This is a genomic window from Pseudonocardia aurantiaca, assembly GCF_039526725.1.
GTDB classification, from domain to species: Bacteria; Actinomycetota; Actinomycetes; order Mycobacteriales; family Pseudonocardiaceae; genus Pseudonocardia; species Pseudonocardia aurantiaca.
In genome coordinates, this window is record NZ_BAAAJG010000008.1 from 530,679 (window position 1) to 544,780 (window position 14,102).

A 14,102-nucleotide genomic window follows, 5' to 3' on the forward strand; every position below is an offset into this window, starting at 1 on the left:
CACCGTTCACTTCGCTCGGGCCTCCTCGCCTGCGGCCGGGGCGACTCCGTACCCCACGACCAGCCGCTCCACATACTTGGCGACCACGTCGACCTCGAGGTTCACGGTATCCCCCGGCTGCCGGATTCCGAGTGTGGTGTGCGACAACGTCGTCGGGATCAGCGCCACGGTGAAGGAGTCCTCCGTCACGCCTGCCACGGTGAGCGACACCCCGTCCACGGTGATGGAACCTTTCTCCACCACGTACCGGGCGAGGTCCGGGGCAAGGCTGAAGCGCAGCTCGTCGGTGCGCTCCCCGGGGGAGCGGGAGAGCAGGGTCGCCACCCCGTCCACGTGGCCCTGCACGATGTGGCCGCCGAGGCGCCCGGTCACCGGCACCGCGCGCTCCAGGTTCACCCGGGTTCCGGAGGCCACCGCGGCGAGGCTCGACCGCTTCAGCGTCTCCGGCATCAGCTCTACCGTGAACGTCCCGCCGGCTCCCCCATCGGGGTCGGTCACCGTGAGGCACACCCCGTTCACCGAGATCGAGTCGCCGTGGCGGGCGTCGGCGGTCACGGTACGTCCGCGCACGGTGAACACCACGACGTCGGCGTCCTCCCGCACGTCGAGCACCTCGCCGATCTCCTCGACGATCCCGGTGAACATGTCAGAAATCTCCTCGCGTCGGCGCGGCCGTCCCGCTCACCTGCAACCACACCCGCCGGTCGATCGTTCCCGGCGCGTCCTCGACCCGGCCGGGTCAGCCGGTCCACGTGCGGTGCGGCGTGGCCGCCACCACCCGCTCCCGGAGGGCGGCCACGGCGCGGGCGGGGTCGTCGGCCCCGTACACGGCCGAGCCGGCCACGAAGCAGTCCACGCCCGCTTCGGCCGCTGCCTCGATCGTCTCGTCGTTGATTCCGCCGTCGATCTCGACGAGCACCCTGAGGTGGCCGGTGTCCACGAGCCGCCGCACCGTGCGCACCTTGTCGAGCACCTCCGGCATGAACCGCTGCCCGCCGAACCCCGGCTCGACGCTCATCACGAGCAGCGTGTCGTAATGCCGGAGTGTCTCGAGGTGCGGCTCGAGCGGCGTGCCCGGCTTGAGCGACAGCCCCGCCAGGGCGCCGGCCGCCCGCAGGTCCTTGGCCAGCGCCACCGGCTCCCGCGCCGCCTCCACGTGCACCGTGACGTGGTGCACGCCCGCCTCGGCGTACCCGATGGCCCACCGGTCGGGATTGTCGATCATGAGATGGCAGTCCAGAGGCAGCTCGGTGGTCTTGAGCAACGACTCCACCACCGGGAGGCCGAGCGTCAGGTTCGGCACGAAGTGGGCGTCCATCACGTCGACGTGGAGCCAGTCGGCACCGCGGCCCGGCTCACCTGTCACCGCGTCGGCCTCGTCGGCGAGCCGGGCGAAGTCGGCCGCGAGGATACTCGGAGCGATCATCGGACCCACCTGGGAAGGGTACGCCAAGGCCGGCTCGGCCCGACCCCCCACCGGGGCCCGCCGGAAGTGTCGGTGGCGCGCGGTTCACTGTCCCTATGTCTGCGTCCCCGCCCGCCGACGAGCAGCTCGACCAGATGCTCGTCTCCGAGCCGCCCGCCGTCGCCGCCCTCGTCAGGCGCCTGCGGGAGGTCGTGCTCGGCGCCCATCCCGACCTGCGGGAGCGGGTCAACACCGGCTGGCACGGCATCGGTTTCCACCACCCGCGCGCCGGCTACGTGGTCGGGCTGTTCCCGCGCGACGGCGGGGTCAACGTGGGCTTCGAGCACGGCGCCGACCTGCCCGATCCGCACGGCCGGCTGCTCGGGGAGCGGCGCCGCACCCGTGATGTCCGGGTTGAGGTCGGCGCGGGCACCGACGAGGAAGACGTCGTGGTCGACTACCTCGACATCGCCGTCGATCATGCGATCGATCGCGCCGCCGGGAAGGCCGCCGCCGTGCGGGCCGCCGCGCGCGAGCTCTGACCGACCCGCGCTGGAGTACTGGGCGCCGGAGTACTGGGCGCCCGAGTATTCAGCTGTTGCGGCGCAGCAGCGAGAGGAACATCGCGTCGGTCCCGTGGCGGTGCGGCCAGAGCTGCACCGCCGGGCCGGGCCCGAGGTCGGGCATCCCCGGCAGGTACTCGCGGGCGTCCAGGCGCTCCACGCCGGGGTGCTTGCGCAGCACCCCGGCCAGCACCCCCGCCGTCTCCGCGAGGTGCGGGGAGCAGGTCACGTAGGCCACCACCCCGCCGGACCGCACGTGCCGCAGCGCGGCGGTGAGCAGCTCCCGCTGGAGCTTCGCCAGGCCGGAGACGTCGCCGGGCTGGCGGCGCCACCTGGCCTCCGGGCGCCTGCGAAGCGCACCGAGCCCGGTGCAGGGGGCGTCCAGGAGCACGCGGTCGAAGCCCGCATCGGGCAGCGGCGCCTCGCGCCCGTCGGCCTGGTGCACGGTGACCGGGAGGCCGTCCACGGCCCGGCGCACGAGGTCGGCGCGGTGCTCGCTCGTCTCCACGGCGTCGAGAGCGGCGCCGTCGAGGCCTGCGAGCCCGCCGAGGAGGGCCGCTTTGCCGCCGGGGCCCGCACAGAGGTCGAGCCATCGGCCGGTGTCGGGACCGGTGGTCGCGGCCCGCGTGAGGGCGAGCGCCACGAGCTGGCTGCCCTCGTCCTGCACCACGGCGAGCCCTTCGGCCACCGCGTCGAGGTCCCCGATGTCGCCGCTGCCCGGTTCGAGGTGCACCCCGTAGGGCGAGTAGGGCGCCTCCACCCCGCCGGTCACGAGCGCCAGCTCGGTGGCGGTGATCTCCCCGGGGCGGGCCAGCAGGTGCACGACCGGGCGGGCGTCGTCGGCGGCGAGGGCCGCGTCCAGCTCGTCGGCGCCGCCGGGTCCCAGTGCATCGGCGAACGCCTGCGCGATCCACCGGGGGTGCGCGTGCGCGAACGCCGCATGGCCTACGGGGTCCTCGGCGGCGTCAGGGGCCAGCTTGGCCACCCAGGCCTGCTCGTCGTGCTCGCCCACCCGGCGCAGGATCGCGTTGACGAAGCCGGCGGAGCGGCTGCCCGCGTCGGCGCGCACCAACTCCACCGTGGTGTCCACGGCGGCGTGCGCGGGCACCCGCGTGCGCAGGAGCTGGTACGCGCCGAGCCGCAGTGCGTCGAGCAGGGGGTGCTCCACCTTCGCGAGGGGCCGGTCGGTGCACTCCTCGATCACGGCGTCGAGCAGGCCGCGGGCCCGCAGGGTGCCGTATCCCAGCTCGGTGGCCAATGCGGCGTCGCGGTCGTGCAGCCGGTGTCGGCGCAGGATCGACGGCATCGCGAGGTTGGCGTAGGCGTCGCGCACCCGCACGGCGGTGAGGAGATCGAGCGCCGCCGCTCGCGCCGGGTCGAGCGCCGGGGGGCGCGCCGGACCGCTGCGTCCGCGGGGTGGCCCGGCATTGCGGGGTCTGCCCTCGCGGTCGCGACGCGGGCCGTGACGCCGGGGCCCGTCGCCGCGCGGCGCGTTCATCGGCCGCCGCCGCTCGACCGGGGCGGCGCCGCCCGCCGTATGGACACGCAAGTGCTCACGTCAGATGCTCCCCTGCGTCGATGCGCACCCCACGCGCCCAGTCGGGTGCGGACATGGCGCGCTTGCCCACGGGCCGCACCTCGCCGAGCTGCACGGGCACCCCCACGGTGCCCGCGAGTACCCGACGCTTCTCCACGTGCAGCTCCCCGGGCTTGAGCACAGGCACCTCGGTGTCGGTGGGAAGCAGGGTCACCGCGCCGAGGCCGAGGCGGTCGCCGCGGAACGTGGTCCACGCACCCGGCTCGGGTGTGACCGAGCGGACGAGCCGGTCGATCGCCACGGGCGGGGCGCTCCAGTCCACGCGGGCGTCCGCGGTGGTCACCTTCGGGGCGTGTGTCACCCCCTCGCCCGGCTGCGGCCGGGGCTCCAGAGTGCCGTCTGCGATCCCGTCCATCGTCGCGACCAGCAGCCGGGCACCGGACTCGGCGAGCCTGCCGAGCAGGTCGCCCGCCGTGTCCGTGGGGGCCACACTCTCGGTCACCACGCCGTACACGGGGCCCGTGTCGAGCCCCTCCTCCAGGAGGAACGTGCTGGCGCCGGTGACCTCGTCGCCGTGCCGCACGGCGGCCTGCACGGGCGCGGCGCCCCGCCACGCCGGGAGCAGGGAGAAGTGCAGGTTCACCCAGCCGTGCGCGGGCACGTCGAGGGCAGCCCGGGGCACGAGCGCGCCGTAGGCGACCACGGGGCAGCAGTCCGGGGCCAGCTCGGCGAGCGCGGCGAGGAACCCGGGCTCGGATGGCTTGGCGGGCGTGAGCACAGGCACCCCGGCCTCGTCGGCGAGCTGCCCGACCGGGGAGCGCAGGACCTTGCGGCCGCGCCCGGCGGGCGCGTCCGGGCGGGTGACCACGGCGACCACCTCGTGACGCGACGAGTCGAGCAGCGCCCGCAGCGACGGCACTGCGGGCTCCGGCGTGCCGGCGAACACGAGCCTCATATGGGGCACCGGCTACCTGGCCTTCCCGAAGATGGGGTGCGGGCTGACCTTGACCTGCGGGGCGGGTTCACCGAACCACTCGGCCGCGCGGATCTCGGCCATGGCGAGCTTGCGGGTCTCGGCGTCAAGACGGTCGACGAACAGCACGCCGTCGAGGTGATCGGTCTCGTGCTGGATGCAGCGGGCGAGCATCTCACTGCCCTCCACGGTGAGCGGATCGCCGTGCTCGTTCCACCCGTGCGCCACAACGTGGAGGTGGCGGCGGCAGTCCCAGCGCAGACCCGGGATCGACAAGCAGCCCTCCGGCCCGACCTGCTCCTCGTCGCCGACCAGGTCGAACGTCGGGTTCACGAGATGCCCGGCGAACCCGTCGCAGTCGTAGGTGAAGACCCGCACGCCGACGCCGATCTGGGGCGCCGCGAGACCGGCGCCGCCCTCGTCGTGCATGGTGTCGGTGAGGTCGGCCACCAGCTTGCGCAGCTCCGCGTCGAAGGTCGTGACCTCGACGGCGGGGGTGCGCAGCACCGGGTCGCCGAAGAGCCGGACGGGCTGGACGGACACGGATCTCCTCACGGACGGGACGTGCAGCTGGGGGCAGAGGTGCGTCTCGCGCACCGGCGACCCTCAATTCTGCCACGCGCCCCGTGCCCCGCAGCCCGGACCGCCGCCTCCCGCTCGACGATCGCCGTCCCGCCGGCGCGCGTCGGGGGCGAGGAGACGTCAGCCGATCTCCGGCGGGTCCAGCCGCACCCGCACCGGGTCGGGCGCCTTGCGGGCGGAGCGCGCGGCCTGCGCCGCGTGCAGGGCGGCGGCGAGGCCCTTGCCCTCGGCGCGCGGCACCCGCAGCAGAGCCCGTTCGCGCAGCTCGGCGGGGGCTCCGGGGGCCCCGCCAGGCGGGTCGATCTCCACCGGGCCGAGCACCTCCGCGTCCGGGATCTCGGCCAGCACCTCCGCCACCGCGGCCGGGCCGCCCTCCACCGCAGCCATCCGCACGGCGGGCGGGAAACCGACCTCGGCGCGGGCGGCGTACTCGGCAGCGGCGTGGCCGCCGGGGTCCCACCGCACGAGCGCCTGCACGACGGGCAGGCCCGAGTCGGCGACGACCACCACCCGCCCGCCGTCGCCGTGCGGCACCACGAGCGCGGCGGCGGCGAGCCAGCGCCGCAGCGTCTCCTCCGCGACGCGCAGGTCCGGCCGGGAGAGCAGCGCCCAGCCGTCGAGCAGCAGCGCCGCGCCGTACCCCTCGACTGCCCGCGGCTCGGCGCCGGGAGTGGCGACCACCAGCTCCGGGCGGTGCCGCACCTCGGCCAGTACGGGTGACCCGCCCCCGGAGGACCGCACGGTCACGCCAGAGAAGGCCCGACCCAGCTCCTCGGCCGTGCGCCCGGCGCCCACCACACCGGCGCGCAGCCGCCGCGACCCGCACGCCGGGCAGCGGAACGCGCTGTCAGTGCGGCCGCACCACCGGCATTGCGGCAGCCCGCCGGCACCGTCGCCGCCGGTCCGGTCGCCGCCCGTCCGGTGCGGAGGGAGCCCGAGCGGGCCCGCGCAGTGCCGGCAACGGGCGGTCTCCCGGCACGAGCCGCAGGCCAGCCACGGCAGGTAGCCGGCGCGGGGCACCTGGACGAGCACGGGCCGGCCTGCGCCGAGCGCGGCGCGGGCAGCCTCGAACGCGACGTGCGGGATGCGCGCGGCACGCGAGTCCGGGTCGCGCGCGAGCTGGGCGTCGGACTCGCCGAGCGCCGCGACGCGGGGCATCGCGGAACGCACGGTGGCACGGTCGGCCACGACCTCGCTGGCCCACCCCGACGACACGAGCAGGTGCGCCTCGGCCGTGCGCGCGAAGCCGGCCACGAGCAGCGCGGCTCCGGCCGCGTGGGCGCGCAGCACGAGGACGTCGCGGACGTGCGGGTAGGGCGCGCGCGGCTCGGCGTGGAGATCGTCGCCGTCGTCCCACACGGCCAGCAGCCCCAGCCGGTCGACCGGCGCGAACGCGGCCGACCGCGTGCCCACCACCACCCGGACGTGCCCGCGACGCACGGCCAGCCACCGCCGGTACCGCTCCGCCGGACCCAGTTCGGCGGTGAGCGCGACGACGGCGTCGGCCCCGAGGCGGGCGGCGCAGGCGGCGTGGAGCGCATCGACGTCGCGCTGGTCGGGGGCGACGAGCAGGGCCCCGCGCCCCGCCGCGACGGTGGCCGCGGCGGCCTCGGCGAGCCGCTGCGGCCACTGCTCCCCCGGCAGCGCCTGCCAGACGGCGTGCGCGGCCTTCCCGCCGGTGAGCGCGTCGAGGTAGGCCGCGCCCCGGGGGTAGCGACGCCACGCATCCCTGGCGGCCGGTTCGTCGGTGGTGGTTCTCTCCGCAGGGTGCGCTGTGCGTGTCGCTGGGGCCTCTGCCTCTGCCTTCGCGTGCCGCGGCGGGACCGCCAGCCGCAGAACGTCGGCCATCACCCCGGCGTACCGGTCGGCGACGGCGCGGCAGAGCGCGGCCACCTCGGCGGTGAGGACAGGTTCGGGCGAGACGACCTTCTCGACCCACGCGAGCTTCCCCGGGTGCGCCGACTCGGCCACCCGCTCCAGCAGGAACCCGTCGACGAGCCGCCCGGCGAACCGCACGCGCAGCCGCACCCCGGCCACGGCCTGCGCGTCGAGGTGTTCGGGCACGCGGTAGTCGAAGGGGCGGTCCAGATGCGCGAGTGGCACGTCGACGGCGACCCGAGCCACCGGCAGGTCCGCGGCCGGACGCCACTCACCGCGGTTGCGGCCGGGGCGCGCCCCAGAACGCGTGGGGGAACGCGTCACGGAGCCCTCCTCGCTGCCGGCGCCCGCCCGGTCTACCAGCCGGGACCGACGTTCAGAGGTTGACCTGGTCGTGCCGGGCGTAGAACTCCACCCACTCGTCCTGGCTGAGCACGCGCCCGGTGTCGCGGATCTCAGCCAGCTCGGTGAAGAACCGCTCCCGCGGGATGCCCGGCGCGAACAGGATGAGGAACCTCGACGTCTCGTCGCCGTCGTTGCGGAACGCGTGCACCCCGCCGTCCTGGACGTGCGCGTAGTCGCCGACGCGGAACGGGGTCCAGCTCGCGCCGTCGTAGATCGTCAGCTCCCCGGAGAGCACGTAGAACGACTCGGAGAACGTGCGGTGGTAGTGCGGCCGCGCGCCGGGGCTCCGGGGGCCGATCTGGTACTCGAACAGGCCGTACCGGCCGTCCGTGACCGAGCCGGGCGCCACGAACCTCATCGTGGGCGGGCCCGGCAGGTCGGGCGGGTCGGCCGCGCGGTGAACGGCCACGGACGGCTCGGGGAGGCTCACGGGTGCGTTCTCAGGCTCCGGCCGCGGAGCGGAGGGCGTCGGCGCGCGCGACGCTCTCCCACGGAAGGTCGATGTCGGTGCGGCCGAAGTGCCCGTACGCCGCGGTGGGCGCGTAGATCGGGCGCAGGAGGTCGAGGTCGCGGATGATCGCGGCCGGTCGCAGGTCGAAGACCTCGGTGATCGCGGACTGGATCTTCAGGGGGTCGACGCGCTCGGTGCCGAACGTCTCGACGAACAGGCCGACGGGCGCCGCCTTGCCGATCGCGTACGCCACCTGCACCTCGATGCGCTCGGCCAGCCCCGAGGCTACGACGTTCTTGGCGACCCAGCGCATCGCGTAGGCAGCCGACCGGTCCACCTTCGACGGATCCTTGCCGGAGAACGCGCCGCCGCCGTGGCGGGCGAAGCCGCCGTAGGTGTCGACGATGATCTTGCGGCCGGTGAGACCGGCGTCGCCCATCGGGCCACCGACCACGAACCGTCCGGTCGGGTTGACCAGCAGCCGCAGGTCGCCGATGTCGAGGCCGAGCTCCGCGATCTCCGGGTTGACGACCTGCTCGCGGATGTCGGGGGCGAGCAGACCGTCGATGTCGATGTCGGCAGCGTGCTGGCTCGAGACGACGACGGTGTCGAGCCGGACGGCCTTGTCGCCGTCGTACTCGATGGTGACCTGGGTCTTGCCGTCCGGGCGCAGGTAGGGCAGCGCGCCGCTCTTGCGTACGGCGGTCAGACGGCGGGCCAGGCGGTGCGCCAGCGCGATGGGCAGCGGCAGCAGCTCGGGGGTGTCGGTGTTGGCGTAGCCGAACATGAGGCCCTGGTCGCCGGCGCCCTGCCTGGCGATCTCGTCCTCGTCGCTCTCGACCCGCGCCTCGTATGCGGTGTCGACACCTTGCGCGATGTCGGCGGACTGCGCGCCGATCGCCACGTTGACGCCGCAGGACGCGCCGTCGAATCCCTTGGCCGAGGAGTCGTAGCCGATATCCAGGACCTTGTCGCGCACGAGCGTGGGGATATCCGCGTAGGCGCTCGTGGTGACCTCACCTGCGACGTGCACCTGGCCGGTGGTGACCAGGGTCTCCACCGCGACGCGGCTGCGCGGGTCCTGGGCCAGCAGCGCGTCGAGCACGGTGTCGCTGATGGCGTCGCACATCTTGTCGGGGTGACCCTCGGTCACCGACTCGCTCGTGAACAACCGCCGGCCTGCGTTCGCCACGCCGTACTCCGTCCGTCTTCTCACCGCCGCGGATCCTCCGCGACCGTCATCTTCCGAATGCTCGACCGGCGAGCGTAGTCGACCTGGCCCGAAGGCCGGACGGCGCCGGAGCGGATGACTCTCCGTCATGTCGCGGGTGACCCCGACTCCGGCTCGTCAACCGTTCCGGTGATGTTGGGCGCTGATAGCGAATCGGCAACGGAGACGCTCGTTGGCTCCCGCGAGGACCCCATCCCCACGGAGGAACCTGAAATGACGACCCCCACCTCGCTGCTGAACCGACCAGGCCGCGTGGCTGCGGTGGTCGGTGCGGTGCTCGCCGCCAGCGCGGCAACCACCGTGGCGTTCGTCGCGACCGCGTCCGCGGACGAGCCCGGCCGGTGCATCGCGAATGTGAACGTTCGTGAGAAGCCGGACATGAACTCCCGCATCGTGGCGCTCTGCGAGGCCGGAACCGAGGTGCAGGTCGGCGAGACCCGCGACGGCTTCGTGCAGCTGACGAACCTTGGCGGCTGGTCCGCCCAGCAGTACGTGACGGTGAACGGTCGCCCCCCGGCGGCGCCCGCAGCTACCGAGCGCGACAGCAACTCCGACATCACCCCGGGCACCGAGGAAATGGACGGCCCGGCGAACAGGTCCCAGTCCGGGGAGTCCGGCGACGCCGGCAGCGAGAGCGGAAGCGACAGTAGCGGCGGTGGCAGCGAGACCGGCGGCGGCCTCGGCGGACTCGGCGGCCTGCTCGGCTGACCTGCCGCACCGCCAGCACTTCCCCGCGGGGCGGGCTGCGCCGGGTTTCCCCGGACCCGCAGCAGCGCCCGCTCCGCGGGGGCACTACGGGTTCCCGATGGTGATTTCCCCCGTCGATCAGGCCAGCCGGGATGCGACCGCGTCCCACACCCGCGACGCCAGCAGCGCCTTCGAGCCGATCGCGAGTTCCGTCTCGCTGCCGTCGGCGCCCAGCAGCCATCCCGCGTTGTCGGCCACCTCGAACGCCTGCCCGTCCCCGACGGCGTTGACGACGAGCAGGTCGCACCCCTTGCGCGCGAGCTTCGCCCGGCCGTGGTGGAGCGGGCCGCCCGAGCTGTCGCCCGTCTCCGCGGCGAAACCGACGACCACCTGTCCCGGCTCCCGCGCCGCGACGAGTTCGGCGAGGATGTCCGGGTTGAGGGCCAGGGCCAGCGGGGCCGGCTCCGAGCCGTCCTTCTTGATCTTGTGCCCGGCGGCCGCCACCGGCCGGAAGTCGGCGACGGCGGCCGCCATCACCACGGCGTCGGCGCCCTTGCCCGCCGCGCGCATCGCGTCGCGCATCTCCAGTGCCGAACCGACCCGCACGACGTCGACGGCAGCCGGGTCGCCCAGGTCGGCAGTGTGCGCCGCCACGAGCGTCACGGCAGCACACCGCTGGGCCGCCACCCTCGCCAGTGCGTAGCCCTGACGGCCCGACGAGCGGTTGCCGAGGAAACGCACCGGGTCGAGCGCCTCGCGGGTGCCACCCGCCGACACCACAACGCGGCGGCCGGCGAGGTCCTGCGGCAGCGCGTCGGCGCGTTCCAGCAGGAGGCGGGCGACCTCGGCGATCTCGGCAGGGTCGGGCAGCCGTCCCGGGCCGGTGTCCTTGCCGGTCAGCCGCCCCGACGCGGGCTCCATGACGACCACGCCGCGCGAACGCAGCAACGCGACGTTGGCCCGGGTGGCCGGGTGCTCCCACATCTCGGTGTGCATGGCCGGCGCGAACAGCACCGGGCAACGGGCGGTGAGCAGCGACGCGGTGAGCAGGTCGTCGGCGCGGCCGCTCGCCGCACGGGCCATCAGGTCGGCGGTGGCGGGCGCGACGACGACGAGGTCGGCCTCCTGGCCTAGCTTCACGTGCGGTACCGACGGGACGTCGGCGAAGACGCCGGTGTGCACCGGCTTGCCGGAGAGCGCCTCGAACGTGGCCGCTCCGACGAACTCAAGCGCTGAGGCCGTAGGCAGCACCCGCACGGAGTGGCCGGTCTCGGTGAGCCGTCGCAGCAGCTCCGCGCTCTTGTAGGCCGCGATTCCTCCGGCCACACCCAGCAGGACGCTGGGTGAGTTCATGCTCAGTGCTCGCCCTCGGTGTGCTCCAGCAGCCCGGCCTGGATCTCACGCATAGCGATCGACAGCGGCTTCTCGCGCGGGCCCGGCTCGACGAGCGGGCCGACGTACTCGAGCAGGCCCTCGCCGAGCTGGGAGTAGTAGTCGTTGATCTGGCGGGCGCGCTTGGCGGCGTAGATCACTAGGGCGTACTTCGAGCTGACCTGGCCGAGCAGGTCGTCGATGGGCGGGTTGGTGATGCCCTCGGGGGCGGCACCAGCGACGGTACCGGTCAGCGGCATGCTCACGAAGAGAACTCCTGCGGGGACGAACGGAAGGCGGGGTTGTCCGCGCCGACCAGCAACTCTACCAACCGCGCGACCACGACCTGCACGTCGTCGTTGACCACGGCCACGTCGAACTCGTCGCGGGCGGCCATCTCCTCACGCGCGGTCTCGAGCCGCCGCTGGAACTGGGCCTCCGACTCGGTGCCCCGCTCGCGCAGCCGCCGGGCCAGCTCGTCGAACGAGGGTGGCTCGAGGAACACGGTGATCGCCTCGGGGAGCACGGCCTTGATCGCCCGCGCGCCCTGCAGGTCCACCTCGACGAGCACCGGGCGGCCGGCGTCGAGTGCCCGCTCCACCGGCTCCCGGGGTGTGCCGGAGCGCTGGAGCCCGCCGTGGATCTCGGCCCACTCCAGCAGGTCACCGCGTTCGACGAGCCGGTCGAAGCCTTCACTGCCGACGAACCGGTAGTGCACCCCGTCGACCTCGCCGGGCCGCGCGTCGCGGGTAGTGGCCGACACGCTGAAGTACAGCTCGGGAAGCCGCACCCGCAGCCGCGTGACCACACTGGTCTTGCCGACGCCGGAGGGGCCGGCAAGAACTACCAGCCGGCCCCTCCGGGCGTCGCGAGCGGTGTGACTCACCCCTCGAAGTCGGCCAGCAGCGCTTTGCGCTGCCGGTCGCCGAGCCCGCGCAGCCGCCGGGACGGCGCGATCTCGAGCCGCTCCATGATCTGCGCGGCGCGGACCTTGCCGACGCCCGGCATCGCCTCGAGCAGGGCCGAGACTTTCATCTTGCCCAGCACCTCGTCGGTGTCGGACTGCTTGAGCACCTCACCGATGGTGGTACCGCCGCGCTTGAGCCGGTCCTTCAGCTCGGCCCGGGCCCGGCGCGCCGCAGCTGCCTTCTCCAGGGCGGCAGCACGCTGTTCCTCGGTCAGCTGGGGAAGGGGCACGGTGTCCTCCGTCTTTCTCCGTGCGGCCTGCAACCAGGGCGCATCCTTATCGCTGTCGCGGGCCTGAGCCGCGGCTTCCACCGAACGTACTCATCCGGGCCGCCACAGGGGGAACGGGGGGTCCACCTGGTGGTTCTCCGAAACCGTCCACCCGTCCGAGTGATACCACGGCGGGGCCGACAGTCGCAGTTACGACCCGCCCGTTCAGCGCACGAATGGGACCGTCCCCCCGGACAGCGGTGCCGATTCGGGCACGTAGACGCCGGGCGCGGCGGGGGCGCGGCCCGGAGCCCGGTCGGACGGCGCGCGGGGTGTGGCGAACGCAACTCCCGACATCGTCCCGGCGCGGTGAGCCGGAGCCTCAGGAGGCTCCTCGGGAGGCGCAGAGGGCGCGCAGCGCCGCGGGCGTCAGATCCTCCTTGCGCAGATACGCGACGGCGCCGCAGTCCCCCGCCCCTGCCGGCAGGTCGTCGGGGGCGTAGGTGCTCATCAGCACGACGGTGGTGGCGGGCTCGGCGTCCAGGAGGAGCCGGGTCGCCTCGATCCCACTCATGCCCGGGAGGTTGATGTCCATCAGCACGACGGCGGGGTGCACCCGGGCGGCCTCGGCGAGCGCGTCCTCGCCGCTCGCCGCCTCCGCGGTGACACGCCACCCCCCGACGAGGCCGACGACGGCCCGCGCCACCGACCGGAACGGCCGCTGATCGTCCACGATCAGCACCTCCACCACAGACCCCGACATCGGTCGATCGTGCCTCGCCACGAGCGGCGGTCGACAGGGTGCTACCACCCCTGCAGAGATGCCGGATCCCGGCCGATACCAGCGCGACACCCACCCCAACCCGCGCGCCCCACACAGCGACTCGCAGGCACTTTTGCAGCGACTCGCGGGGGGACGGTCCTGTCCCCCGCGAGTCGCTGGATTCGGGTGTGCGAGTTGGGAGTCAGTCGACGGCGGCGAGCTCGTCCCGCAGGGCCGCAGCGGCGGCCCGGAGCGCCGCCGGGTCGGGGCCGGCTGCGAGCAGCGACCGGGCCGCCGCCGGAAGCACGACCCCCTGCAGCCCGCAGAACCGGGCCGCGACGTCCGCGGGCCCCGCACCCTGCGCGCCGATTCCCGGGGCCAGTACCGGGCCGCTGAGCTTCGTGAGGTCGAGCCCGTGGTCGTGGGTCGCACCGATCACCACGCCGACGTCGCCGAACGGCTCAGCGCCCGCGTTGCGGGCCGCTGCCGCGTCGACCACGCGCTGGGCGACGGTCCGCCCGCCGATCTCCGCCAGCTGCACCTCCGCGCCCTCCAGGTTGGAGGTCCTGGCCAGGACGAAGACGCCCCGCCCGGCGTCGGCGGCGGCGTCCAGCGCCGGGGCGAGGGAGCCGAAGCCCAGGTACGGCGACAGCGTCACGGCGTCGGCGCCAAGCGGCGCCCCGACGGCCAGGTAGGCGTCGGCGTAGCCGTCCATGGTGGAGCCGACGTCGCCGCGCTTGGCGTCGAGGATCGTGAGGGTGCCGGTGCCGGTGAAGGCGCCGAGCAGCCGCTCCAGCACGGCGATCCCGCTGTACCCGTGCCGCTCGAAGAACGCCGACTGCGGCTTCACCACGGCCACGTGCCCGGCGAACGCGGCGACGCAGGCGTCGGCGAACCGGGCGATCCCCTCGTGGTCGTCGGTGAGCCCCCATTGCGCGAGCAGCGCCGGGTGCGGGTCGATGCCCACGCAGAGCGGCCCCTGCGCGGCGACTGCGGCGGCGAGCCGCGTCCCGAACGGAGCCGCCGGCGCAGTCACGAGACCTCCTCGCGGGCGCTCGTCGGTCCCGCTCCGCAGCGTGC

The 14,102-nt window shown here is 74.3% G+C and carries 16 protein-coding genes; 2 read left to right on the plus strand and 14 right to left on the minus strand.

The window, feature by feature from the left end; translation table 11 throughout:
* Window positions 1–6: 6 nt before the first annotated feature.
* Both ABD143_RS12410 and rpe read right to left on the minus strand, forming a co-directional pair.
* Complete coding sequence (locus tag ABD143_RS12410) at window positions 7–645, minus strand: riboflavin synthase (RefSeq protein WP_343975992.1); 639 nt, start codon at window positions 643–645, stop codon at window positions 7–9.
* Between the two features lie 94 nt (window positions 646–739).
* The gene (rpe, locus tag ABD143_RS12415) at window positions 740–1,426 is read right to left on the minus strand and encodes a ribulose-phosphate 3-epimerase (RefSeq protein ID WP_343975995.1); all 687 of its coding nucleotides are present in this window, start codon (window positions 1,424–1,426) and stop codon (window positions 740–742) included.
* Window positions 1,427–1,521: 95 nt separating this feature from the next.
* Between rpe and ABD143_RS12420 the strand changes: the two genes are divergently transcribed.
* A complete protein-coding gene (locus ABD143_RS12420; protein WP_343975998.1) occupies window positions 1,522–1,947 on the plus strand; it encodes a DUF1801 domain-containing protein in 426 nt (141 codons plus the stop codon).
* Window positions 1,948–1,996: 49 nt separating this feature from the next.
* On the opposite strand, the gene ABD143_RS12425 is transcribed toward ABD143_RS12420, so the two are convergent.
* The 6 genes from ABD143_RS12425 to metK form a co-directional block, all read right to left on the minus strand.
* Window positions 1,997–3,466 (minus strand): RsmB/NOP family class I SAM-dependent RNA methyltransferase, encoded by a 1,470-nt coding sequence (locus ABD143_RS12425; RefSeq protein WP_343977361.1) that lies wholly within the window; start codon window positions 3,464–3,466, stop codon window positions 1,997–1,999.
* Between the two features lie 55 nt (window positions 3,467–3,521).
* On the minus strand, window positions 3,522–4,460 hold the full coding sequence (gene fmt / locus ABD143_RS12430) for a methionyl-tRNA formyltransferase (RefSeq protein ID WP_343976001.1): 939 nt from the start codon (window positions 4,458–4,460) through the stop codon (window positions 3,522–3,524).
* Between the two features lie 12 nt (window positions 4,461–4,472).
* Window positions 4,473–5,021, minus strand: a complete 549-nt coding sequence (def, locus tag ABD143_RS12435; protein WP_343976004.1) for a peptide deformylase — start codon at window positions 5,019–5,021, stop codon at window positions 4,473–4,475.
* 159 nt (window positions 5,022–5,180) lie between these two features.
* Window positions 5,181–7,262, minus strand: a complete 2,082-nt coding sequence (locus ABD143_RS12440; RefSeq protein WP_343976007.1) for a primosomal protein N' — start codon at window positions 7,260–7,262, stop codon at window positions 5,181–5,183.
* 52 nt (window positions 7,263–7,314) lie between these two features.
* Window positions 7,315–7,773 (minus strand): cupin domain-containing protein, encoded by a 459-nt coding sequence (locus ABD143_RS12445; protein ID WP_343976010.1) that lies wholly within the window; start codon window positions 7,771–7,773, stop codon window positions 7,315–7,317.
* Window positions 7,774–7,783: 10 nt separating this feature from the next.
* Window positions 7,784–8,986: a methionine adenosyltransferase gene (gene metK / locus ABD143_RS12450; RefSeq protein WP_343977364.1), complete on the minus strand. Its 1,203-nt coding sequence runs from the start codon at window positions 8,984–8,986 to the stop codon at window positions 7,784–7,786.
* A 252-nt stretch (window positions 8,987–9,238) separates the two neighbouring features.
* Between metK and ABD143_RS12455 the strand changes: the two genes are divergently transcribed.
* Window positions 9,239–9,733 carry an SH3 domain-containing protein gene (locus ABD143_RS12455; RefSeq protein ID WP_343976013.1) on the plus strand — a complete coding sequence of 165 codons (495 nt, stop codon included), beginning with the start codon at window positions 9,239–9,241 and terminating at the stop codon, window positions 9,731–9,733.
* Between the two features lie 117 nt (window positions 9,734–9,850).
* Here ABD143_RS12455 and coaBC read toward each other — a convergent pair whose 3' ends face one another.
* The 6 genes from coaBC to pyrF form a co-directional block, all read right to left on the minus strand.
* Window positions 9,851–11,065 (minus strand): bifunctional phosphopantothenoylcysteine decarboxylase/phosphopantothenate--cysteine ligase CoaBC, encoded by a 1,215-nt coding sequence (coaBC, locus tag ABD143_RS12460; protein ID WP_343976016.1) that lies wholly within the window; start codon window positions 11,063–11,065, stop codon window positions 9,851–9,853.
* A gap of 2 nt (window positions 11,066–11,067) precedes the next feature.
* Complete coding sequence (gene rpoZ / locus ABD143_RS12465) at window positions 11,068–11,343, minus strand: DNA-directed RNA polymerase subunit omega (RefSeq protein ID WP_343977367.1); 276 nt, start codon at window positions 11,341–11,343, stop codon at window positions 11,068–11,070.
* Between the two features lie 2 nt (window positions 11,344–11,345).
* Window positions 11,346–11,969 (minus strand): guanylate kinase, encoded by a 624-nt coding sequence (gene gmk, locus ABD143_RS12470; RefSeq protein WP_343976018.1) that lies wholly within the window; start codon window positions 11,967–11,969, stop codon window positions 11,346–11,348.
* Entirely contained in the window at window positions 11,966–12,280 is a 315-nt protein-coding gene (gene mihF, locus ABD143_RS12475) for an integration host factor, actinobacterial type (protein ID WP_343977370.1), read from the minus strand. Before mihF ends, gmk begins: the two co-directional genes overlap by 4 nt.
* Window positions 12,281–12,641: 361 nt before the next feature.
* Window positions 12,642–13,022 (minus strand): response regulator transcription factor, encoded by a 381-nt coding sequence (locus ABD143_RS12480; protein ID WP_343976020.1) that lies wholly within the window; start codon window positions 13,020–13,022, stop codon window positions 12,642–12,644.
* A 202-nt stretch (window positions 13,023–13,224) separates the two neighbouring features.
* Window positions 13,225–14,058: an orotidine-5'-phosphate decarboxylase gene (gene pyrF / locus ABD143_RS12485; protein WP_343976023.1), complete on the minus strand. Its 834-nt coding sequence runs from the start codon at window positions 14,056–14,058 to the stop codon at window positions 13,225–13,227.
* Window positions 14,059–14,102: the final 44 nt, after the last annotated feature.